Here is a 20,812-nt window from a genome sequence, read left to right as displayed (position 1 = left end):
TTTGCCTGTGCATCTTACCATTCGTTATGATGAGCTTTTGCAGGGGATGAAATTATCTCTGATAATGAAAAGAGGCAGTAATTAATTTCAATAAAAAGCCTTCCCTTCATTTTTTAATTTTTGAAGTATTTGCTTTTTCACATTATAAACTATCCAGCAAATGATTATCAATAACAATCGTGTTTATTTTCTTAAAATTCAAACAATAGTTTTCGACCTGAAATTATAAATAAAACAGTTAACTTGTCAGCTTCCTTGTTATTTTGACGAAATCTTACTGAAAGTGGCGTGGAACCGCCTCTTCACCTCTCCACTTTACTTGAATCAAACGTAAGAAAAGCGCAAGCTCCCTCGGAACAAGCAAAAACCGCTTGTTCCTGCGAAGCCTATTCTCTCAGAAGCTTCCCTTAGTGGTCAGCCCTTACAAGCGCTGGAGCCAGGCAGTTTTCAATGTTCAGATATAAATTCTGATATTATAAAAAAAGCTGGCGAAACATACCGTTTTCGCCAGCTTCTTTACTATTTTAGGGACTTTTTAGATAGCCCCTTTTATTATTTTCTAATCAGAATAAATAAAGACCGAAATGGCTCGGTCATCCCAATAAACATTTCCGCCAAGCGCTTCTGAAACGAAACGGCTCGGAACTAAACATCCACTTAGAAAGAAGCATAGTGTGCCTCAAAAAATTTTTTTATTTTTTATTATGATGATAATGGCAGAACACTATCAGGCCGCCAGCAAATATCGATTTGATCCCCTTTACTAAAGGTATTTTGTTTAAATTGCTCCGATGGCATTTCAACAACAATTGAATCGCCGGTAGGGAATAAAACTAACAATTCGATAATAGTACCTTTATATGTGATTAGTTCTACTTTTACTTTAAAGGTATTAATATACATTTCCTTGTTATTCGGATTAACGACAATCATATTTGAACGAATGCCGATTTTTTTAAAATCGCTTTTTTGTTTCATATCAGTAAAGATTTTGATACCATTGTTTGTGATAAATGCATGACTTTCAAAATGACCGTTGAAAAAGTTTCTCACACCTACAAAATCAGCAACAAAATGGGATTGTGGGCTATCGTATACTTCCTGTGGCCGTCCTATCTGACGTATTTCTCCTTGTTCTAACACCACAATTCGATCGGATAGGACTAAAGCTTCTTCTTGGTCATGTGTAACAAAAATGGAGGTTATTCCAAGACGTTGTTGGAGTTGGCGAATTTCAGACCGCATTTCTTGCCTAAGTTTAGCATCTAGATTGCTCAATGGTTCGTCCAGCAAAAGAAGCCTAGGATTAACAACCAGGGCACGTGCAAGTGCCACCCGCTGTTGTTGTCCGCCAGAGATCTGTCTTGGATACCTGTCACCAAACTTCTCCAGTTGAACCATTGAAAGAGCTTCTAAAACTCGAGACCGGGTTTCCTCTTTTGATACCTTTCTCATTTTCAAACCGAATGCCACGTTTTCGAATATGGTCATATGTGGAAATAAAGCGTAATTTTGAAAAACTAATGCTGTATCCCTTTTATTAGCGGGGATCCGTGTAACATTCTCTTCATGAATTAAAATATCTCCTTCATCAGGTTCCAAAAATCCCGCTATCATGCGAAGGGTTGTAGTTTTACCACAGCCACTTGGTCCAAGAAAAGAAACCAGCTCTCCTTTGTCAATCGACAAATTCAAATCGTTTATAGCCAATGAATTTCCAAATCGTTTAATAACATGGTTCAATACAACCTCTGCCATATGATCCTCCTAAAACACTTTACTTAACCCTACAAAACGATCAGCGATTAACATTAAACCAGCAATTACAATAATTTGTACAGTGGATACTGCCGCAATAAACGGATCCACCTTCCAGAAAACATAGTTTAGAATTTCAATAGGCAGAGTCGTTTGCCTAGGACTCACTAACATTAAGCTTATTTCCAAATTGTTAAATGAAAAGATGAAAGCAAATATTCCAGCTGCTACTAGCGATGGCCGAATGCTGGGCATTATTACATACCAGAAGGTCTGCAGTTTGCTCGCCCCTAAATCAACGGCCGCTTCTTCCAAAGACCGATTAACTCCTTGCAAACCGGCTGAAATTAAACGCACAGTCCATGGTAAAGTGATGATCACATGGGCAAATGTTAAGGACCAGAAGCTGGGAACCAGGTTAAAGCCAAGCCAGTTCTCAGATTTAAAAAGAAAAATATAAATTGCGATTCCCGTAATAATTGCCGGCACTACTAACGGTGAGAGCAAAAAGGTTTGTAAAGTTTGCTTTCCTCTAAATTCATAATGAGTAATGGCTAACGAACTTAGCAGGCCTAAAACCAATGAAATAATCATGGCAAGTAAAGAAACCTCGAGACTAAAAAAGAAAGCCATGGCAAAATTTCCTTGATCCGCTAATTGCATATACCAGTGTGTTGAATAACCCTTCGGTGGAAAGACAATAAGCTGGTTTTTAAAGAAGGATATCCATATAACCATGAACACAGGCAGGGTAATAAAACCAAAGATTAACAGGATAAATAGTTTCGACCCAATACGTGACAAGTATGACTGGCTCATCCTTTTACCTCCGTTCCAGCTGCCCTTACATTCATTGACATCCTTTCGATAATACGCAAATAAATGGTAGAAGAAAGTAAAGTAAAAACGATTAAAATCACAGCCATCGCAGCTCCTAAAGGCCAGTTGGATACCTCTGATATCTGAGAATATAACGCTGGAGCCATCATTTGAACTTTAGAACCTCCAATCACCAGTGGGGTTGTATAAGCATTTATGGAGAGAACAAAAACAAAGAGAGTTCCAGCCATTATGCCTGGTATGCCCAGAGGTATAATAATGGATTTCATGACAGTCCATCGTGACGCCCCTAAATCATAAGCCGCCTCTTCAAGTGCTGGGTCGATTCGTTCAAGCACGGAGTGCAGTGTAAGTATCATATAGGGCAATACAACATTCGTAATGGCAATGATAACCGCCATCGGGGTCTGGAGAAGTTGAATCGGTTCTTGAACTACTCCTATATCTAACAGGAAACGGTTTATTAAACCTGTGCCGCTAAATAAAGAGATCCACCCTACATCGCGAATAATATTCCCGACTAATAAAGGAAATACGATTAGCATGATAATGATACTTTTCCACTTTGATTTTGTTCTTGCGAGAAAATAAGCAATAGGAAATCCCATTACAAGGGCTAACAGAGTTGCTGAAAATGCAATATAAAACGAGCGTCCAAGAATGGAAAGGTAATAGGGGTCTGTAAGGAATTTATGATAGTTTTCTAAGGTCCACGCTGTTTGCATAAATTGGCCAGGAACAAAAACATTAAAACTATTCCTTAGGAAGTTAAGCAGGGGAATCAAAAACATTACTGTGACCAAAAGGGTCGTGGGACCAATTAAAGATCCCACTTGGTACGCTTGTGTATTTTGTTGTTTTTTAATCTTCACTAGTCCTCTCCCCATGACAGAAAATGAAGTAACATTATTTTGAGGCAATATCTTTTTCAAATTGTTCTTTCCATCTAGGATTGTTCTTCGCAACATACTTTAAATCAAGCGGTTTGATAAGATCCATTTCTTCTTTCGTAAAACCAATTGAGGATTGTAGATCTTTTGGCAAAGGGGCATTGTCCACAGTTGGGGCATAACCCATTTTCTGAGAAAAACCAACTTGGCCTTTTGGATCAAGCATGGCATTCAGATAGTTGTAAGCACCATTCACATTTTTAGCATTCTTTGGTATTGCTGCTCCGAACACAATCGGATAAGTTCCTTCTTTTGGCACTACATTACCGAGTGGTTCTCCCCCTGCGTTATTCCATTGAACAGCACGAGCCCTAAAGGAAATGGTCATCCAGACTTCCCCAGTTTGAATGGCTTGTCCTAATTCCTCTTGAGTGGCATAAATTTTCGGTTTTACATCACGAAGTTTTACTAATGTATCCCAGGCATCGTCCCAATTTGTTGTGTTATTTTTACCTTCAAGAGCAGCTGCGGCATATACCCAGTTTGTCCATAATTGAGAAAGAATACCTACTTTCCCTTTATACTTTGGATCCCAAAGTGCCCCCCATGAATCCGGTACATCTTTCACTTTATTCTTGTTGTAAATGAGAACAGAGGCGCTATAAATATGAGGAATAAAATTAGGATGTTTTAAGTCTGGAATTGCATGTTCAGCGTTTGGCATTTTAGAGTAATCTAGTTCTGAAAGCAAACCTTCATTAATCATCTGCTGCATGTCATAATCCGCTAGATGGATTACATCGAAGGTTCCCTCTCCACTTTTTTCCGTACGCATCTTTGTCATACGTGTGGTTTGATCGCCTATCGCGTATACCACTTTCGTGTCAGGATGATTGCCGGCCAGAGGCGTATCCACATTTTCCTTTAAAAATTGCTGATAATCTCCACCCCAGGTTCCAACTACTACTTCTTCGTTCCCTTTTTTGCCTCCGCCACTGTTTTCTGACTTACTGGTTGTCTGTCCACAAGAGCTTAATATAAGGGCGGATGGTAAAAGTAAACAAAGAAACATTTGCTTTAATTTTTTCATCCTGTTCTCCTCCAGCCATTATTAATTGTAGATCAAAGCTTTAACTTCGCTGGGATACTCAGTAATCAGCTCGTACCCATCTTCAGTTACAATAATAGTATCGGAGTGACGGAAACCACCTAGTCCAGGCACATAGAATCCGGGTTCAATAGAGAAAGCCATCCCAGCGGCTAGAGGTTCATTTGCATCAAATCTTAAGAACGGACCTTCATGGGCAGAAACTCCAATGCTATGTCCTGTTCGATGGATTGCATACTCTCCATAACCCGCTTGCTGGATGATTTTTCTGGCTGCCAAGTCTACATCTTTCATCAAAACACCCGCTTTGATGGCATTCAAGGCAGCAAGTTGAGCCTCCACAGCTACTTCAAAAGCTCTTTGTTGTTCTGCTGTTGGCTCTCCAACAATAAAAGTCCGCTCACATTCTGCCCGGTAACCATTAAAAGCCACTTGGCGGCTATGAATCACAACATCACCTTTTTGCAATTTCCGAGTGTTTGAGAATACATGTGGCATAACTGACCGTTCAACACCCGACGGACTCATAACAATAATATCCAAAGTGGCATTAGGGTGAATCCTAGATACCTCTTTGAACAAAGCTGCATTTCCAACAGAATCCAACTCTATTTCCGTAATGCCTTCACGTATGGCGGTAAAAGATTCAGATAGCGCTAAACTCACCAACCGACCCGCCTCTTTCATGATGGAAATTTCCTCTTGATCTTTCACAGCTCGTTGTTTGACAATTTGAGTGGTAGTGTCAAGTATTTCCCAATTTGCACCCTGTAAAGCTTTTTCGAGCATTATCGGTGAGGTGCTATACTCTAATCCAACTCTCTTATTACTACCGTTTATGGATTCAAGATACTTTAATAATGCCAGAGTCGAATCTTTGCCTGCATCTTCTTTTTCTGGATGTTCATAATACACGGACACGTGATCCACATTCGAGTCTGCTAAAGCATGTGTTTCTTCCAATCCCGGAACTATAAGCGCGGTTTCTCGTTGTGTAACAACATAATAAATAGGGCGGGAATAGATGAGAGCTTTAAAACCACTAAAATAGAATTGATTATCTGGGCTTGTTATAACTACCGCTGATAACTGATTGTTGTCCATAAAACTACGCAATCTTTCCAACCGCTGAGCTACTGACATTTAAATCCCCCTCGTGTCCTAAAATTTTCATGCACTTAAATATATTAAAAAACGATATATATTAGAACGAAGATATCAATAATTATTCGGAAAATATGAATATTACAATTTTTCGGCATTTCGATAAATTATAGGTTTTACTAATGCAGATCCGTTTCAAGACTGTATTAGGGAAATTTATATTGTATAAATATAAGTAATTCTAGTGGAACCAATTAACCATAGCCCTTTTTATAAATCAATGAAATAGGTGAAGTGGACCTATCATATGTTAAATACGAAGACTTGAAGGAGTGAAGGAGATGAATGAATTGCTTAAAGAACTAGAAATCGCAGATATTCGCAAATTGATAAGAAACAACGAATATAAGGGTTTTACCGCTGGATTAGCACCAGGGTACACACAAGCAAATCTTGTAATTTTGCCAAAGGATTTAGCATATGACTTTTTACTATTCTGCCAGCGAAATCCAAAATCATGCCCTCTCATCGAAGTAACCGATATAGGTTCACCAGTGCCTATGCTAACAGCTCCCAATTCCGACTTGCGATTTGACTTACCTAAATATCATATTTATAAATTTGGGAAACTTGTAGAGGCAGTAAACGATATCGGTTTATACTGGAAGGACGATTTTGTAGCGTTTTTAATTGGCTGCAGTTTCACGTTTGAATTTCCTTTAATCGAAAATGGGCTTTCGATACGACATATTCAAGAGAATCGAAATGTTCCGATGTATATAACTAACAGTCCATGCCAATCTTCAGGTGTATTTCATGGAAACATGGTTGTAAGTATGAGGCCTTTCTTACCAAAGGACGTTATAAGAGCAGTCCAAATCACCTCCAGATTTCCAACTGTACATGGTGCACCAATACATTGTGGAAATCCTGAAACAATAGGGATACTAGATCTTGCTACACCGAATTTTGGTGAGTCAGTAACAATAAATGATGGTGAAATTCCTGTTTTCTGGGCTTGTGGGGTTACCCCTCAATCTTTCGCAATGTCTAGCAAACCCCCATTGATGATCACACATGCTCCTGGTCATATGTTTATTACGGAGGTAAAAGATAGCAGCTACTCTATATTTTGATGGACAATTTAGAGTATTTTTATGTTAAAGAGTAAGAGAACGCATCTAGATACTATTTACTATTTTGGTAGAAAATCTGTTTATTATTCGGAAAAAGTTGAGAATCGACATTCTACCGCAATCTGACACAGATTCCCTTAAAATATCCTCTAATACCCATCCTGTCGGATGTAACATAACTGAACCGTTCGGGATAAGAATAAAGTGATAGTTTTGGTAGGTATGTTAGGTTTTTTAGGTATTATTTTAATTTTTTGGGCATTCAGTGGAAGCCCCATTTTTGGTAGTATACTTTTAATTCTATTGATAGGTGCAGGAGTTTATACTGATAAAAAAAACAAAAAAGAAAAAGAAGAAAAACAAATTATTGAAAGTCTTAAACGACTAAGTGCCCTAGAAAAACTTAGGGAAGTAACATTCTTTAAAATAGATAAAATCTTTGAGGGCAGCAGCTTCTATTCTGATGCTGTAGCTGTTGATGAGAAAAATAAAAAAGTGGCTTTTATTGAAGGGCAACGATATAGAATCTATAACAATCGTGATATTTTATCATCTGAAGTACTGATTGATGGGAAGGAAACTATGAAAACTTCTCGCTCAAGCCAATTAGGTGGTGCATTAATTGGTGGTGCACTAGCTGGGGGTGTAGGAGCGATAATCGGCGGGCTTTCCGGAACTCAAACAAAAGATACCGAGGTGTCAAAGATAGATTTAAGAATTACAGTAAAAGATATAAACAATCCCTCGTATTCTTTAAACTTTTTCAATTTTGAACACTACTCAAAAGGTGTAATAATGCCACATCCAATAGATTTGCTCAAAAATGAAATTGAACAAGCTCAACAATTACACACCATAATAAGCGTTTTAATCAAACAAGCTATTGATGCAGATAACTTCGAAAAACCAACGCAACAAAAGATAGAAGGTGAAAGTGGAATATCTTCAATAGCAAATGAAATTAGGGAACTAGGAAAATTAAGGGATGAGGGATTAATCTCCCAGGAAGAATTTGAAAATAAAAAGACTAAATTACTATTAATTTAATTGCAGTTACTACATAAAAAACATATAACTTTTTAAGGAGAAGACTCTGGAAAAGTCAGACTTCTCTTTCTTCTGTTGTTGTAGGGAAATTTAAACTAGTCGAGTAGAAGGGGGCCTCTCTACCTTGCAGTAAATTGTACTCTCCCCACATAGAACCGTCCTGAACTATTAATGCACACGGCTCATCCTAGTCATCATATACAGAATGTAGCTTATCTCTTTTCTAAGTCGTAAATATAACCCTTAACTCTTTTGTAAGGCATAATGGAAATTTATTAAGAAAGAGGCTAAATCTATCTCAAGTAAATGATTTCCTTTGACTTCTTCTGTTGAGCCATTAAAGAGTAAGTATCCGATTTTTTCTCTTAATTTGTTTACACTCTGGATATTATCAGTGATGCATTTATAATTGTAATATCCAGTTAGTGAGCGTTTTAATATATCCATAATCATTTGAATATCTTATTTCTGTTATTCTTCAGCTATTCTTTAGTTTCTTTTAGTTTGCCTTGGATTTTCTTCCTGCTTGTTTTGCTATTTACACGAATGTTCCCTTATTTACTTCTTCCACAATAGTCAGTAAACTCAATAAGATCAAAGGTTGCTGGCTTACTATCTTCCTTAAGTTTTATACCCTTTACTATTTATTATAAAAGAAAAAGCAGCAGATTCCTGGAAAGAATACTACTGCTTTGTTTATTAGGTAAGAGATTTCTAATAAAATCAAATTGAATCGAACTTCCTACTCTGTCAAGGAAGAAAGTCGCAACAAAATTTTAATTGGATATGAATACAACGATCTTGATTTAGTTTTTGCCCAAAAAAACGGTAATCCTATTCTGCCACCTGAAATGCATAGAAACTATCGAAAGATTGTCAAAAACAGCGGCTTGCCTTATATAAGGTTTCATGACCTCAAACATACCCATGCTACACTAATGCTTCAACAAGGAGTACATCCTAAAGTGGTCTCAGAACGTTTAGGTCATTCAACAATAGGTATCACAATGGGTACCTACACACATGTAATGCCAAACATGCAAAAAGAAGCTGCCCATCAATTTGAGCAGCTGATAAAATAATTGTATGTAAAAATATTAACGTGACCAAATCGTGACCATTTTTAAAAAATCTCAGTTATTGGCCAATAACAAACCCTCTTAAAATCACTTCTTAAACCTTGCTAAACCCCTATTATATCAATAATGGCGGGACTGCGTGGGAATCGAACCCACCTGACCTGGCACGCAGGTCACAAGCGGTTTTGAAGTTTGCTAGCATCTGTTTTTCTAGTACCTTTAGGTACCCTAAAGTATTGATAAATCAAGGTTTCTTGTTTTCTGATGATTCCTTGTGATTTCTAATTTTAAAAATTTGGGCACCAAGCATGGCACCAACCACCTGTAATTTAATGGAGATTTTAAATCTATAAAAAACGCCCTGCATATTCACAGGGCGTTAAATTCGTTCATTTTATAACCTAAAAGATATCGTATATTTTTTTTCAATTACCATCCTGCATATGACAAAGCGTCATCACTTACTAATCCGTTTTCAACATTAGTAAGGGCCTTATCAAGAACTTCTATGCCATGCCTAATTTCATCATCAGAAATGGTCAGTGGTGGAGTAATCTCAAGCACATTTGAATAAATTCCCCCATAAAAGATAATCAAGCCCATTTGATATGCACGATAAGCCACTTTCGCTGCCTCTGTTGCTGCTGGGGTTTTTTCTTCATCTTTGACAAGTTCCACTCCGATCATAAGTCCCATGTAAGCTGCATATGCTTTAGCCCCTTTGTAGTACAACTCTCCATTAGGGCACTTTTTTACCGGCATTTTGTACTACCTTTTTAGAGCATCGAAAAAGGGCGGATCTTGTTTAATAAGCAAAAAAAGCTGCCTCAGCAACTCCTTTTGTCCTTTCAAAATCCATTTTTTTCGTTTGACTTATTTAATGCGGTTGCGGTCATGATATTTTAATTTCTTTTTTTTGAATTTGCTGTTCCATCTGACCAGATGTGTGGATAAAGAAAGCCAAAACAAATGCGATAATTGTTAAGTAAGTAGCAAACATGAATGCATCATCAATCCCCATCACCGTTGCTTGCTTAACCACCGATGCAAAATGAACTTTGTCCGCTAGGGAAATTTTATGTTCACTCATGATGGTTTTAGCATGTGCTTTTGCCTGACTTGTCATAATTGATACAAAGAATGCCATTCCTATTGCTCCTGCTACCATCCTTAACGTGTTAATCATTGCCGTTCCATATTTATTTAAACTCAACCCCAAATCATTCAAACCCGCTGTGAAAATTGGCATCATCAGAATTGACATTCCAAACATCCTGGCAGTATATACCCATAGAACATAAGAATAGGGAGTACCCATCTCCAGTTTAGTCAGGGCATAGGTTGTGACAAGAGTAATCCCTAAACCGATTATTGCTAACCAACGCGCACCATACTTATCAAACAACCTGCCCGTAATCGGAGACATAATTCCCATTACCACTCCGCCTGGTAAAAGCATAAATCCCGCTTTCAGTGGAGTGAAACCATGAATGCTTTGCATATAAATTGGCATCAAAATCATTCCGGAGAACATTGCCATAGTCACAATTACGTTGATAATGGTAGTTAACGTAAACATTCTATACTTAAAAATTCGGAATTCTAAAATAGGATGATTGACCACCATTTGACGCCAAACAAACAGGATTAGACTAACCCCTCCAATAATAAACAGCGTGACGACTTCCGGATCACTCCACCCTTTCGTGCCACCAGTAGAAAAAGCATAAAGCAAACCGCCAAACCCAATTGTTGAGAGAATAACACCTAGAATATCCAGTTTTGGACGGCTAGTTTCCGTGACATTTTTCACGGCAAATATGGCCACGATAAAGTCCAGTAAGGCTAAAGGTGCAATAAAATAAAACATCGTATGCCAGGAATAGTTCTCTATAATCCAACCAGCCCATGTAGGACCGATTGCAGGAGCGAAGTTCAATGCAACACCAAAAATCCCCATCGCAAATCCTCGCCGTTCAATCGGAAAAATAGTAAAAATAACATTTACAATCAACGGAAAAAGGATACCTGCTCCAATAGCTTGAATAACGCGGCCAATTAAGATGACCGAAAAAGCAGGAGCAATAGCACAAATTAAAGTTCCGATTGCAAAAACTCCAATTGAGAATAAGAATAATTGCCTGGTTTTAAATCTTTCCATTAAAAATGCGGTAACAGGAATAACGATTCCGTTAGTCAACATAAAAATCGTACTTAACCAGTTGGCTGTAGCTGCTGAAATATTAAAGTCTTCCATAATTTGCGGCAATGCTACATTGATTACAGTTTGATTCAAAAATGCGATAAAAGCACCTGCAAGTAAAACTGTAAAAATCGGTGTTGTGCGAAGAGATGTCGTAGATGTTTTTACTGTAGCCATAAAATCCTCCCTATAAATCATTACTTGTGATTTTTGGTTTTTGGTAAGTATGCTTAGTATGTCGAAACCATGTAGTATTAAAACATTGAATTTACACTCAACAAGTTAATCAAGGCAGGATAGTTAAATTACCAATCAAATGCAGGAAACATAATTCTTTATCCTCTTAAAATAAGCACAATTAATCAAAAAGATTTTATAAAAAGTCCTATTAAAGGATACACGTTATTGATCGTTTTTTCCAATCATTTGAATGGTTTAAACCGATTAGATACTGAGAATGTTTTTAGCTGGTTTTTTTGTTGGGCACCAAACCTCCCAATGGGCTAATTCCGGAATTTAACACGACATTTTAGTTTAGGGTCAAGGAAAATAAACTTCTTATCCTCCTCCTGGATCAAATCTCTATATTGCCGGTAAAACTATCCTTTCATCCGGTAACAAAGGGAAAGCCGGTTAGATTAGACAGTTTCCGGATTGATAGTGGGATCCTCTAACACAGAATAGAAAGCCTACAATCGTTTTTCATAGATTATAAGGTTTCTTTGGGTAAGTGGGCTGGGGTTCGACGTATCCCACCATCTTGTTAATGGCCTGAACCATGGCCGCATAGTTGTCAGCGGTGAAATTAGGATTTTCCTTGGAGGCGCAGGTGAGGAACTGGGTCTTTCCCTCCTTGTCCTTGAACTCCAGATTCACCTGGTAGACTTCTTTTTTGTTCCAGATGCCGCGGTAGCGAAATCCGTTGTCATACTTACCAAGAGAGGCTTTTATGACCTGTTCCATCGGGATGATTTGAATGTCATTAATCGTGATCCGGTCGGGATACAAATAAAAGGCAGATTTCTGGTCGGGGTCTACTCCGTCGAATCGGACGCGCCCTTTAATCACTCCATTGTATCCTTTTTTGGTCTGATGGACGACGCTCCAAACAAAGAAAAGAACAACAGAGAGACCGAGGACGATCCAGGTCATTTTGTATGTCAACAGGATGAAGATACACAGTAAAACGGGAATCCCAATAAATAAGACGCACAAATAAATGAGATAAGGCATATTCTTTTCCTCCTTCCTTCATTCATTCGCCCCACCGAAATGTATTCCTTCCCTTTTCCCAAAAGAACCTGAATTGTTCACAAAAAAAGAACAACGGTATCCCGCTGCTCTTTCCTGTTTTCATTTGCATACAAAATGAAGCAAACTTGCCTGCAAAATGCATACATCTTCATAGACCACCTAGTGACTTATAACCCCAGGCCATACGAAGGATGATTTTCAAATAGTTTGGTTTTCTTCACGTACTTATGTACACTTTCCACTGATTTATGTGAGTTTGGACCATAATCTGAGAATGACTGCGCCCGGCCTCCGCCGCAGTAGTTACATAACCGATCCTCATGGAATGCCCACTAAACTCTTCAGGGTTCAAACCCGCTTTCTTACAGTATTTTTTCACAATTTCAGCCACACGCTCAGCAAGCAATCGCCGGCTTTTAATCATCCCCTGAGCGGTAATAGACCGGAAAATAGGACCAGATTGAATAGCAGAGATTACAAGCCAGTTCTGAAGAGTTCGAACCGGGCATGAAATTTTCCCAAAAAGAAAAAATATACCCTCCAGAAGGAATATTTTACATTCGCGGAGACGGGAACAATGAAAAAGCAGGGATCTATTCGCCTGGAGACATAGTACATGGAGATATACCTATAATGACATTAGAAGCACGTCCGTGGTGGCGTTATTACATCATGCAGCCCATTCTTTATTATTTAAAAATAAAGAAATTACACTCTAAAAGTCAAAGTAAGTAGGTCATTATCCACTTGGAGATACAATAATATAAAATAGCTATAAAAAAGATTGCGGACAATCCCGCGGACAAAAACATTTAAATTAACTGGAAATCACAAAGATTCTTCAACCGAGAGTATTAAACTTTACCAACAGAAAACTCCTCTTCAGATGAGGAGTTTATTTTTTTGTCTAGGTATATATCTTGGTTATTTAATATGTTAATTAGTAAAGTAGGTTTCTTGTAAAACAGCCTTCATTATCCCAACGTAATTTTTCTTGGAATGTTCAATCTTTTGTTCTAATTCATCACATAGAGCAAATAATTTATTGACTCTATTTACAATACGATTTTGTTCTCTTAAAGGTGGATTTAAACAGTCTCAGACAAAGCGCCTATGACTCCGGGATTGTGAAAACAGTACAAAGTCTTATAAAAAGTGGTATGAGTATTGAAGAAGCAGCTAAGTATACTCCCTATAACAAGGAGCAACTAGAAAAACTATTAAACTCTTAATAATTAAAAAAGGATTGCCAAGGCAATCCTTTTCTTCTATCCCTGTGAGGGTTTTTTTATTATATAGAGGTTTGAACTTTTACTTAATGTAAATCTTTTATATTTCAATTTGTTCCATTTGAAGAGCAGAAGAGATTCTAATTTTCAACTGATAATTGTCCCATATTGCTGTTGTTTCTCTTGCAAAAATGCCACCCAGTCTTAATTCATCTGCAAGCTCAAGGCGCAGACGATTTGTCCCAATTCGTCTATATCTTTTTAACCTAGATGGTATATTATCATTGTTAAGGAGATTGGTAAGAAAAGAGTCCGGTATAAATTCTTTATATTCAAGACGTTTGATGTCGGATATCCTTACACCCTTAAGAAAACAAATTATTATTTCGTTTTGCAAAAAGGAAAAACTATACGATGTAGAGGAAAAGTTAATTAAAAAATCGGGGTTGTAATAGGTTACAATTTGCTCTTCAACAAACGGAACAAAAAAGCTGGAAAATTTCCTAATTGCCTGATCATCAACAGATAATTGAACCAACTTAATCACCCCTACTCTTTAATAGTCCTTATAGGTATTCGTCACCTTCTTCGTGTCCAACTTCCTGTTTTCCTCAAGATCCTTATCCAACGCTTTCATAAAAATTTTGTCAATTTCCTGCTTACTAATGTTTTCCCTTGTGAATAATAATATGAGCTGCTCGTAAAAAAGGTTCCTATTTGCAAGTATATGCTCAACATTATTACGATAAGACTCATGCATATACAAAAGACACTCCACATCAAGAAAAATGGGCTTAGTGTCATAATCCTCACCTAATGCACTGTTAAAAAAGTCTCTCATCCCTACTTTTTGCTGTTCTTGAAATCTGTTGGAAATGAAAATATGAGCAGTTAACTCTTTTTTATCGCTATAGTTTATTACGTAGTCATTCTCATTTAATTTTTCTACATATTCGATTGCTTTTCGTTTTTCTTCTCTTTTCAAATCATACCCATTATCATCCCTTGTAAATTTACAATCATATGAAAAAACCCTTCTAAAATCACCTTTCCTTACATTCTTCGCTGAAATGGCAAAAATTCCTTCAGGATAAGCCTTTCCGCTTTTTTCCTTCCCCCATTTTTCTCCATTCGGAATTATATCCTTTAACAAGGCAAAGACATCATCCTCAAAAATTTTATCGGTATATTTAGAGTCAACTTTACTTGGGTCTTTAAGTATTTGCTTTAATGATATATAAGCATGATCTGCGGCTTCCGCTATTTTAGTCTTTGACTGACGTTTCACTCTTTCAATATTATCTAAATAGTATTCCTTTAGTTCTTCTTGGTCAGATAAATAAATCTTACCAAAGTTAATTGGATGTACACCTTGGTCACGGAGAGATTGAATAGTTTCCTCAACCATTCCCACTGTTATTATAAGAGTCGGGATCATCATTGTGGAAAGACGTTTGATAAACGTAGGTCGAATATAGTCGCTCGTGATAAATAATTGAATCATTTCATTCGTCTCATCATTGTGATAACTGATAAACTTATGTTTTTCTTCATTAATATTAATAGTAGATAGCTTTGGTTTATCTGTATATCCCAATGATTTAAATAAAGAATTAAATTGCTTTTTTATGACATCAGTAACAGTTCTTAAATTAATCTCTATATTAAGAGTCTTTTTATAATAACATTCGGTATGTCCGCATTCGCAAATAAAAGATTCAATATTAAAGCTAACATCTTCAATTTCACTTACATCCTTACACGATTTACAGGTAAGAATTAAACCTTGTTTCTCCTTGATGAGATTTTCTAAAACCAATCGATCAAACACTGACTTGTCTTCGTTTGACAATATATCAGGATTGGATAGGGACATTAGATAATCAAACTTATCTACTCTTCCTTCAAAAAATCCATAATTAGAAATTTCCTGAAACAAGGGAATCCCAAAGAGATCCTGGAAGTTATCTTTGAAATTTTCTTTCATATCATTGTCCATGCGGCTGTCATCAAATGAAAATATAACATTTCCATTTTGTAATATATTGCTCCGTATTAACCTTTTTTTATTTTTAATTTGAGCCATGACATGTTCTATATCTTTTATACTCCGCATAGTTAGAATTCCCTTTTGCTGAGCATCGATTATGGAGGGCCATATACTCTCGTTATCTAATTCTATTGATATTTTTGGGCTTCGCTTTAACAAGCTTCCACGGAAAGAAATCTTGGTAACTAGAAAATCCATAACCTTATCTTTCGAAACAGATTCCCCGGTCAAAAAAGCATTCGTTATAGCCTCAGGATTATAATCTTTGAATACACTAGGTTTCACTTCTGATGAGTTAACTGAATAAGTTTCCTCAATATATGAAATTATGTGTCCTTCGTCAGTCTTATTTGCTCCTTTAAATTCAACAAGGTTTTGCTCTATATCGACTCTTAAGAGAATACTAGAAACCTCTTTATTTCGAATAGCCTTGTCAAAATCCGGCCTTGGGCTATCATTTACTTGTTTATAAACATTTAAGATTAATTCCTTATTATCCAATGTAAAATAGGAATGTATCTTAAAATAATTTTTTCCCTTTGACTTTTCAAACAGTTTTTGAGGAAACGAGGTTTTATAGTCCGTAGTGAGTTTCAGGATATTTTTATAAGGAACTTTTTTACTAAATGTATGTACGATTCCGGATCCCTTTTCGTTCCATTGAAAATAGGTAAACGCTTCCATTAATAATTTAGGAGAGGATTGATATAAAAATTTTACCCTAGCTAAGGATGATATAAGATTTCTATTATCATTACACTTAATGCTATATATGTCGTCAACGGCACGTTTTTTTCGATTTAGAAAGTCTTGGAGCAGAAAAAGTTCTATTTTGCTGGATTTCTCCAGAATTTTAAATTTAGAAACAAGCTTTTCCTTCGTCATATCTTTCTCTAATTCGATTTGGTAAAGCTCAGCAAGTTCCTTCAAATTTTCGACAGTAAGTCTATTTAATAAGGTTTCCATACGATCATTTACTGCCAATTCTTTTTGAGAGAAGTCATTAATCGAATCAACAGCAATTCCTAATTCACGCCAGTATTCAGGATCAACCTCAGAATGTGAGTGGAATCTCAACAAAGACATTTAAATCACCTTTTTTTCATTTTCTTCCATTTTATCTAACTATCTCTAGTATTGAAACAAAAATTTACATTCACTGTCCTTACCATTTGTTAACGTTGTCCCTCATAACAAACCGCAAACCTTTAACTAATTTAATAGCATGTAATATTCCCTTGTATATTTTATGAGTAAATTCTAACCACTATTTTGGATTATATTACAAATTTCGACATCTTTTTTACTGTTTCTTTAGTAATATTTGTATAATTATCGTTTATAGGGGGAAGAATATGGTTTTCAATAATGGTGACGATACAAAGTTTCCTAATGAAGTATGGCATTTAGGGGATTACTATCCATACTGGAATTATGGACCAGAAGGTAAGGTAAAAAATGACAAATTTGATGACCACTGTAATCACATATTAAATTTAAAAAAATTGGAAAAACCAGCAATTAATCATTTTTTTGATCTCGTTAATCCAATTTTGAATAATGATATTTCTATATGTGTTGTTCCATCATCAACCGCGGAAAAAACAGATACGGGCATTAAGAGATTGGCTAGAATGCTAGCTAGCAATAACAGAATTGACGGTACAAATTGTTTACAGAGGCACACAAGTATTCCTAAAGCTACCAATGGTGGTCCAAGAAACAAACAGAATCATCTAGATACTATTCAGGTAGTTTCAACACATTTAATAACAGGTAGAAAGGTACTCTTACTTGATGATGTGGCAACATCAGAAAGTTCAATTAGTGCCTGTGAACAACTGTTATTAGAATATGGCGCTAAAAAGGTTGTAAAATTAGTGTTAGGTTATACTAAACGTTAGTTTTTCTAAAAACGTGCATAATGTTTCTTTTAATAATATAAACTTTATGCACGTTTCTTTATGATGGTAATATTAAAAATAGAAATTGTCTTTCCAATTCAATAATAAAGAGGTCAAAAAAATGAGTAACATATTGTGGGCTACGATTCTTAGGGTACCTGGTGTAGGAAATAAAACGGTTCAAAAGATTTTTGCCGACTTCCCTACTTTGAAATATAACGATTTATTTAAAAATGAGATACAAGGCCAATTATCTCTAATTTGCAAAAACAAGAAAATAATGAATTATTTAAGTGATAAAGAATATATGGACAATTTATACAGAGATATATCCCTTGAAATAAAAAAATATGAACAACAAGGAATTAAAGTTATCTCTATAGGTGACGATATTTATCCTTTCCTTTTAAAACAGATTGAAGACCCGCCCATTATTCTTTACTGCCGTGGGAATATTGAAGCACTTTCAGCTCCCAAAAAAATTGCAGTTGTTGGAACAAGGGAAGCTACTAAAAAAGGGTTGAACGCCGCTGGCAAGATTGCCGCCACTTTTGCAAAAATGGATTATGTTATTGTGAGTGGTCTTGCTCTAGGAATTGACACTGCTGGACATTTAGGCGCACTTGAGGTTGGTGGTTTAACAATAGCTGTTCTGGCAGGAGGAGTTGATGATAAATCGATATATCCTGCTAAAAATAGAAAATTAGCTATTGACATTGTTAATAATAAGGGATTATTAGTTTCAGAATATCCCCCCGGCCAAAAAGTAGTGAGAGCAGCATTCGTTCAAAGAGATAGATTACAAAGCGGATTAAGTATAGGTGTGTGTCCCGTCCAAACCGATATTGAAGGAGGTACCCAACACACAATCAAGTTTACACAGAAGCAAAATAGATTATTATTTTGCCCAATACCATCTGAGGAGGGAGACATCCCTGCCTATAGGGGTGTATATAAACTTATATCCAATAATGAAGCTCTTGTCCTTAGAAACAAAGATGACTACGATTTATTAAATAATGTTATGGTAACCAAGCTGCAATCATTAAACAGGACAAATAACATTAATACAGCTATTTTAACTAAAACAAATACTGAAAAATTTGTGGAAACAACAATCTTTGATTTTGAGAATAATTCCGAATGTAATAGTGCTTATGTAGCGAGTTCACGAATTTCGAAAGCCGCTCCAAATAGCGAAACTACTCCAAATAGCGAAGCAAATCCAAATAGCGAAGCGGATCCAAATAGCGAAGCTGCTCTAAATAGAAAAGCGGATCCAAATAGCGAAGCGGATCCAAATAGCGAAGCGGATCCAAATAGCGAAGCGGATCCAAATAGCGAAGCAAATCCAAATAGCGAAGCAAATCCAAATAGCGTTGCAGATCCAAATAGCGAAGCAGATCCAAATAGCGAAGCAGATCCAAATAGCGAAGCAGATTCAAATAGCGAAGCGGATCCAAATAGCGAAGCGGATCCAAATAGCAACGCGGATCCAAATAGCAACGCGGATCCAAATAGCGATAGTAATCTAAAACAGGAAGAAAACAAGCTTACCGAAGAAATTAAAGTGAAATTAAAGGATATATGTAAAATAGCTAAATCACTTGGTCTTACAAAAACAGAAATCATCAACTTTATTAATAACCAAATGGAAACTGGTGAATAATATGCCTTTTAAGGGACTTATTTTCGATTTAGATGAGACACTTGTAAACACAACCTGTTTAAAAAATTTTAGGGATAGTGGAAATTGGCGAAGTTGCTTTTCAAACATACACCGAACGGAATTGTATCCCTTTGTAGAGGAACTTTTAACAATTTGTAGGGAATTGAAACTTAAAATCGGGGTTGTAACTATGTCACCAAGGAATTATGCTAAACAGGTGTTGAAGCACCATAATATTAAATATGATTACTTAGTTGCCTATCGTGATGTCACAAGGAGAAAACCTGATCCTGAACCGATGTTAAAGTGTGCATCTGGATTAGAATTAAATCCTGAGGATATTTTGTCTATTGGTGATGATTTAAAAGATGTATTAGCATCTAAGCGGGCAGGAATGTATTCAATAGGTGTTAGTTGGGGTGTAGCTAATAAAGATAAATTAATAGCAAATGGTGCTGATATAGTGGTTGACTCTTTTAAAGATATTTTTAGTCTAATAAAGTAAAATATACTAAATTAATAACTACCATTTATAATATAAATAGGCTTGAATATAGAAACGCACTTAAAAGTATAGCTATATTCAGGCTTGTTTATTTCCCTTTGTCCCTACTCCCCTAAATCATAAAAAAAGCACCCATGAGGGTGCTTAGGTATCCTTCCATCACTTACAATTATTTTTAGCGTCTTCCCAATTTTTAGTATAGTCTTCTTTAGATGGCTTTTCCGCTTGCTCTGAGGCTTTTATTAATATTTCTTTCATACCAACAGGCAAAAGTTTTTCTGTTCTATTTTTCTTTTTATTACATCATGCCGCCCATTCTTTTCAACAGATATTAATAGAAAATAGCATATAAAAAAGCTTATTTTTACAGGGTTTATTCCTTGTCCTTTAAAACTATCTTAAATAATAATAAAATAAAGCGAGGACAAATAGGAGGACATAATATACCCCGTAGTTTGTATTTATTCTAGATTACACTGCAGGAACTACCTTACCACCATACATCATCCATTTTGGGTATTGGCCTGTTTTCAATTTCAAGAACCATATCAGTTATATCGTGGTCGTGGTTTATTATTACCTTTTCGATAATTGTTTCGCGATATCCAGTTTCTCTTTTAATATGTTGAATGAATTGATACGCAACCTCTGGAATTTCCTCTGCTTTTCTCGCATTAAAGGCTCCTGTCTGCGCAACACCAGTTCCGTCTATTCTTAGCTGTACTTCCAGGTTAAAATTCATATTAGTCTTTTTACTCCTCTTAAACATGGATGTAGTTAATCTCGCTTATCCCTCTTGTTAATCTCAGAAAAAGCCGGTATTTATGACAGTGATCTTGAACTATAGCCCCCGCTAGTTCAATAAGAAAAGGTGCATCCCAATTTTTAGAGGAATCCACCTTTTAGCTTAATAATGCAATTTATCTTATTCTTTTAAAGTTAGCCCCAATTCTTTACCTGCTTGCAAAATATTTTGGCGATTAGTATCAACCATTTTTGAAGCTTGTGTTTTATCTTTCTTATTAATAGCCTCTTC

At 36.2% G+C, this 20,812-nt stretch carries 17 protein-coding genes; 6 read left to right on the top strand and 11 right to left on the bottom strand.

Annotated elements, in window-relative coordinates; all coding sequences use genetic code 11:
- Positions 1–702 precede the first annotated feature (702 nt).
- From G8761_RS11925 to G8761_RS11905, 5 genes are read right to left on the bottom strand one after another with little or no spacing between them, the layout of a single operon-like run.
- Positions 703–1,758, bottom strand: a complete 1,056-nt coding sequence (locus tag G8761_RS11925) for an ABC transporter ATP-binding protein (protein ID WP_166026913.1) — start codon at positions 1,756–1,758, stop codon at positions 703–705.
- Positions 1,759–1,767: 9 nt separating this feature from the next.
- Positions 1,768–2,577, bottom strand: coding sequence for an ABC transporter permease (locus tag G8761_RS11920; RefSeq protein ID WP_166026911.1), 810 nt, complete (start codon positions 2,575–2,577; stop codon positions 1,768–1,770).
- Entirely contained in the window at positions 2,574–3,470 is an 897-nt protein-coding gene (locus tag G8761_RS27165) for an ABC transporter permease subunit (protein ID WP_207789195.1), read from the bottom strand. Before G8761_RS27165 ends, G8761_RS11920 begins: the two co-directional genes overlap by 4 nt.
- Before the next feature lie 34 nt (positions 3,471–3,504).
- Positions 3,505–4,578 (bottom strand): ABC transporter substrate-binding protein, encoded by a 1,074-nt coding sequence (locus G8761_RS11910; RefSeq protein ID WP_166026909.1) that lies wholly within the window; start codon positions 4,576–4,578, stop codon positions 3,505–3,507.
- Positions 4,579–4,599: 21 nt separating this feature from the next.
- A complete protein-coding gene (locus G8761_RS11905; protein ID WP_166026908.1) occupies positions 4,600–5,739 on the bottom strand; it encodes a M24 family metallopeptidase in 1,140 nt (379 codons plus the stop codon).
- A 302-nt stretch (positions 5,740–6,041) separates the two neighbouring features.
- Between G8761_RS11905 and G8761_RS11900 the strand changes: the two genes are divergently transcribed.
- The 3 genes from G8761_RS11900 (at position 6,042) to G8761_RS11890 (ending at position 8,965) form a co-directional block, all read left to right on the top strand.
- Positions 6,042–6,836 carry a putative hydro-lyase gene (locus tag G8761_RS11900; protein WP_166026906.1) on the top strand — a complete coding sequence of 265 codons (795 nt, stop codon included), beginning with the start codon at positions 6,042–6,044 and terminating at the stop codon, positions 6,834–6,836.
- A gap of 204 nt (positions 6,837–7,040) precedes the next feature.
- A complete protein-coding gene (locus tag G8761_RS11895; RefSeq protein ID WP_166026904.1) occupies positions 7,041–7,883 on the top strand; it encodes an SHOCT domain-containing protein in 843 nt (280 codons plus the stop codon).
- A 728-nt stretch (positions 7,884–8,611) separates the two neighbouring features.
- Positions 8,612–8,965 carry a site-specific integrase gene (locus G8761_RS11890; RefSeq protein ID WP_166026902.1) on the top strand — a complete coding sequence of 118 codons (354 nt, stop codon included), beginning with the start codon at positions 8,612–8,614 and terminating at the stop codon, positions 8,963–8,965.
- Between the two features lie 426 nt (positions 8,966–9,391).
- On the opposite strand, the gene G8761_RS11885 is transcribed toward G8761_RS11890, so the two are convergent.
- From G8761_RS11885 to G8761_RS11865, 5 genes are all read right to left on the bottom strand, one after another.
- Positions 9,392–9,724, bottom strand: a complete 333-nt coding sequence (locus G8761_RS11885; RefSeq protein WP_166026900.1) for an aminotransferase class III-fold pyridoxal phosphate-dependent enzyme — start codon at positions 9,722–9,724, stop codon at positions 9,392–9,394.
- Between the two features lie 130 nt (positions 9,725–9,854).
- The gene (locus tag G8761_RS11880; protein ID WP_166026897.1) at positions 9,855–11,342 is read right to left on the bottom strand and encodes a DHA2 family efflux MFS transporter permease subunit; all 1,488 of its coding nucleotides are present in this window, start codon (positions 11,340–11,342) and stop codon (positions 9,855–9,857) included.
- Between the two features lie 525 nt (positions 11,343–11,867).
- On the bottom strand, positions 11,868–12,398 hold the full coding sequence (locus tag G8761_RS11875; protein WP_166026895.1) for a hypothetical protein: 531 nt from the start codon (positions 12,396–12,398) through the stop codon (positions 11,868–11,870).
- A gap of 1,350 nt (positions 12,399–13,748) precedes the next feature.
- Positions 13,749–14,195: a hypothetical protein gene (locus G8761_RS11870; RefSeq protein WP_338000946.1), complete on the bottom strand. Its 447-nt coding sequence runs from the start codon at positions 14,193–14,195 to the stop codon at positions 13,749–13,751.
- Between the two features lie 9 nt (positions 14,196–14,204).
- Positions 14,205–16,784 carry a hypothetical protein gene (locus tag G8761_RS11865; protein WP_166026892.1) on the bottom strand — a complete coding sequence of 860 codons (2,580 nt, stop codon included), beginning with the start codon at positions 16,782–16,784 and terminating at the stop codon, positions 14,205–14,207.
- A gap of 269 nt (positions 16,785–17,053) precedes the next feature.
- Between G8761_RS11865 and G8761_RS11860 the strand changes: the two genes are divergently transcribed.
- The 3 genes from G8761_RS11860 to G8761_RS11850 all read left to right on the top strand — a co-directional run bounded on the left by G8761_RS11860 (position 17,054) and on the right by G8761_RS11850 (position 19,776).
- Entirely contained in the window at positions 17,054–17,602 is a 549-nt protein-coding gene (locus tag G8761_RS11860; protein ID WP_166026891.1) for a hypothetical protein, read from the top strand.
- Positions 17,603–17,723: 121 nt separating this feature from the next.
- Positions 17,724–19,271 carry a DNA-processing protein DprA gene (locus G8761_RS11855; protein WP_166026889.1) on the top strand — a complete coding sequence of 516 codons (1,548 nt, stop codon included), beginning with the start codon at positions 17,724–17,726 and terminating at the stop codon, positions 19,269–19,271.
- A 1-nt stretch (position 19,272) separates the two neighbouring features.
- Positions 19,273–19,776 (top strand): HAD family hydrolase, encoded by a 504-nt coding sequence (locus G8761_RS11850; RefSeq protein ID WP_166026887.1) that lies wholly within the window; start codon positions 19,273–19,275, stop codon positions 19,774–19,776.
- A 490-nt stretch (positions 19,777–20,266) separates the two neighbouring features.
- Here the strand turns inward: G8761_RS11850 and G8761_RS11845 are convergent, their stop codons facing one another.
- Positions 20,267–20,518, bottom strand: coding sequence for a hypothetical protein (locus tag G8761_RS11845; protein ID WP_166026885.1), 252 nt, complete (start codon positions 20,516–20,518; stop codon positions 20,267–20,269).
- Between the last annotated feature and the right edge of the window lie 294 nt (positions 20,519–20,812).

This window comes from Neobacillus terrae, assembly GCF_011393025.1.
In the GTDB taxonomy this organism is placed as follows: Bacteria; Bacillota; Bacilli; order Bacillales; family Cytobacillaceae; genus Neobacillus_A; species Neobacillus_A terrae.
The sequence above is the reverse complement of the archived record's forward strand: the minus strand, read 5'-3'. Positions and strand labels throughout refer to the sequence as shown.

Bases quoted from the DNA above. Each gene is read 5' to 3' on its own strand.
- G8761_RS11925 (WP_166026913.1), bottom strand. From the start codon at position 1,758: ATGGCAGAGGTTGTATTGAACCATGTTATTAAACGATTTGGAAATTCA.
- G8761_RS11920 (WP_166026911.1), bottom strand. From the start codon at position 2,577: ATGAGCCAGTCATACTTGTCACGTATTGGGTCGAAACTATTTATCCTG.
- G8761_RS11910 (WP_166026909.1), bottom strand. From the start codon at position 4,578: ATGAAAAAATTAAAGCAAATGTTTCTTTGTTTACTTTTACCATCCGCC.
- G8761_RS11905 (WP_166026908.1), bottom strand. From the start codon at position 5,739: ATGTCAGTAGCTCAGCGGTTGGAAAGATTGCGTAGTTTTATGGACAAC.
- G8761_RS11900 (WP_166026906.1), top strand. From the start codon at position 6,042: ATGAATGAATTGCTTAAAGAACTAGAAATCGCAGATATTCGCAAATTG.
- G8761_RS11885 (WP_166026900.1), bottom strand. From the start codon at position 9,724: ATGCCGGTAAAAAAGTGCCCTAATGGAGAGTTGTACTACAAAGGGGCT.
- G8761_RS11880 (WP_166026897.1), bottom strand. From the start codon at position 11,342: ATGGCTACAGTAAAAACATCTACGACATCTCTTCGCACAACACCGATT.
- G8761_RS11875 (WP_166026895.1), bottom strand. From the start codon at position 12,398: ATGCCTTATCTCATTTATTTGTGCGTCTTATTTATTGGGATTCCCGTT.
- G8761_RS11865 (WP_166026892.1), bottom strand. From the start codon at position 16,784: ATGTCTTTGTTGAGATTCCACTCACATTCTGAGGTTGATCCTGAATAC.
- G8761_RS11860 (WP_166026891.1), top strand. From the start codon at position 17,054: ATGGTTTTCAATAATGGTGACGATACAAAGTTTCCTAATGAAGTATGG.
- G8761_RS11855 (WP_166026889.1), top strand. From the start codon at position 17,724: ATGAGTAACATATTGTGGGCTACGATTCTTAGGGTACCTGGTGTAGGA.
- G8761_RS11850 (WP_166026887.1), top strand. From the start codon at position 19,273: ATGCCTTTTAAGGGACTTATTTTCGATTTAGATGAGACACTTGTAAAC.
- G8761_RS11845 (WP_166026885.1), bottom strand. From the start codon at position 20,518: ATGAATTTTAACCTGGAAGTACAGCTAAGAATAGACGGAACTGGTGTT.